The organism is Pedobacter sp. 01T416_2, assembly GCF_056398925.1.
The window spans coordinates 1-1,578 of the sequence record NZ_JBFTQI010001045.1; the positions used below are offsets into that span (position 1 = coordinate 1).

Consider the following 1,578-nt stretch of genomic DNA (forward strand, 5'->3'; position numbering starts at 1 on the left):
GCGTAGATTACGGTACTGTGATCGCGGCCACCGAAGAAAGCACCAATTGTTTTCAACGATGATTTAGTATGACTTTTAGAAAGGTACATCGAAATCTGACGTGCCTGAACAATTTCTCGTTTACGTGTTTGCGATTTAACCATATCAACAGGAACCTCGAAATACTCGCAAACCAATTTCTGGATGTACTCCATTGAAATTTCTTTAGAAGTATTTTTAATGAAGTTCTTTAGCATTTGCTTAGCAAGGGCTAAATCAATTTCTTTTTTATTCAATGTAGCCTGTGCCAACAGAGATACCATAGCCCCCTCCAACTCACGCACATTGTTATCAATGTTGTGTGCAACATATTCTACCACCTCACCTGGTAACTCAATACCATCAGCATACATTTTCTTTCTTAAAATGGCAATACGTGTTTCCAGATCAGGAATCTGTAAATCTGCAGATAAACCCCATTTAAAACGGCTTAACAAACGCTCTTCCAAACCAGCTAAATCTTTCGGTGCTTTATCAGATGTTAAGATTACCTGTTTGCCCGATTGGTGAAGGTGATTGAAAATATGGAAGAAAATATCCTGTGTTTTTTCTTTACCAGCAAAGTTGTGTACATCATCCATAATGATCACATCCATTGCCTGGTAAAAATTAACGAAATCGTTAATGGTGTTGTTTTTTAATGAATCTACAAACTGCTGACAGAATTTCTCACAGCTTACATAAATCACCAATTTATCTGGCATGCTGCGTTTAATCTCGTTACCGATTGCCTGCGCCAGGTGCGTTTTACCCAAACCTACTCCTCCGTAAATCATTAGCGGGTTAAAAGATGTACCTCCTGGTTTAGCAGCTACAGCGTAACCTGCAGAACGCGCCAAGCGGTTGCAATCTCCCTCAATATAATTTTCGAAAGTATAGTTAGAGTTTAATTGTGGATCAACATTTAATTTTTTTAATCCAGGGATAATAAATGGGTTTTTAATATCCTTATTAATGGAAACCGGAATCGGCATCGATTGTACCTTTGCCTCCGCTCCATTTCCATTTGAGGGCATATTGGTAGTATAAGGATTACCGCTGTTTGATGATTTATCTACAACGATGTTATATTCCAACCTGCCATCCTCTCCAAGTTGTTTTTTTACAGTCTTGCGAAGCAAGCCTACATAATGTTCTTCAAGCCATTCGTAAAAGAACAAACTTGGCACCTGTATAGTTAAAACCTTACCTTCCAATTTAAGGGCTGTTATTGGCTCGAACCAAGTTTTGAAACTTTGGCTCGGAATGTTATCCTTAATAATTTGAAGACAGTTCTTCCATACTTCTGTACAAGTTTTTTCCATTGCGATTTCTATAATTTATTGGTTTACAGTGCCTATTCGAATTAAAGGGATGGTCCGTTTAGGGACTACGAATATTGAGAAAATTATCAACATTTTAAACAAAAATTTCAAATAAATCGTAACGTACTGATAAGGAATATAGTAGCCCGCTTAACCTCAATTTTTTATGTTGATAACTATTTATTAACACTGGTTATCCACATTAACCATAATTTAACATCAATACATCCCCATC

General features: G+C 36.9%; 1 protein-coding gene. It reads right to left on the minus strand.

The annotated features are described in order from the left end of the window. A partial coding sequence (gene dnaA / locus AC1DPQ_RS27190) for a chromosomal replication initiator protein DnaA (protein WP_477611481.1) occupies positions 1 to 1,343 on the minus strand: 1,343 nt, incomplete at its 3' end. Positions 1,344 to 1,578: the final 235 nt, after the last annotated feature.